Source organism: Neisseria sp. P0021.S007, from assembly GCF_051956855.1.
Genome location: NZ_JBQCXA010000790.1, coordinates 1 through 597, shown reverse-complemented (window position 1 = coordinate 597; position 597 = coordinate 1). Strand labels below are relative to the sequence as shown.

Annotated in this window: 1 pseudogene; it reads right to left on the bottom strand. The window is 47.9% G+C overall.

Features of this window, described 5'->3' with window-relative positions:
- Positions 1-309: 309 nt before the first annotated feature.
- Positions 310-597 (bottom strand): annotated as a pseudogene (locus tag ACTHUR_RS15970) (NCS2 family permease); the annotation flags it as partial.

Genomic DNA, 597 nt, shown 5'->3' with positions numbered 1-597 from the left:
ATCATCTATTTGGCGATTGGCGTGGTGGGTATGTTTTTTGTCTATCCTGCTTTGATAGCTGTTGTCGGTTTATCTCTCTTCGACATCTTTAAATACCTGACATCTACGCCGGAAGAATTTGAACAAGTTTATGTTATCGGTAAGAAAGAGTGGTTTTAAGCATTGGCTGATGTCTTTGAATATTGAGCGGAACGATAGCGCGAAGTTTCAAATATTCATTTCATCTTAAAAACCAAAAAAGGTCGTCTGAAAATTTCCAGACGACCTTTTGCTATTGCGGGGAATGAAACAGCTAACCTGGAAACGGTATCAGCCGCCCATAAACCAGAATTTCAATGCCCACAATACGGCGACTATCCATACCATAGGCGGCACGTCTTTCACGCGGTTGCATAAAAGTTTAATCACGGCGTAGCTGATGAAGCCGAAAGCAATGCCGTCGGCAATCGAATAGGTGAACGGCATGAACACGATGGTCAGGAAAGCGGGGGCGGCTTCGGTCATGTCGTCCCAGTCGATTTCGCGCGCGCTGCGCAGCATTTGCGCACCGACGTAGAGCAGTGCGGGCGCGGTGGCAAAGCCGGGGATGCTCTGCAC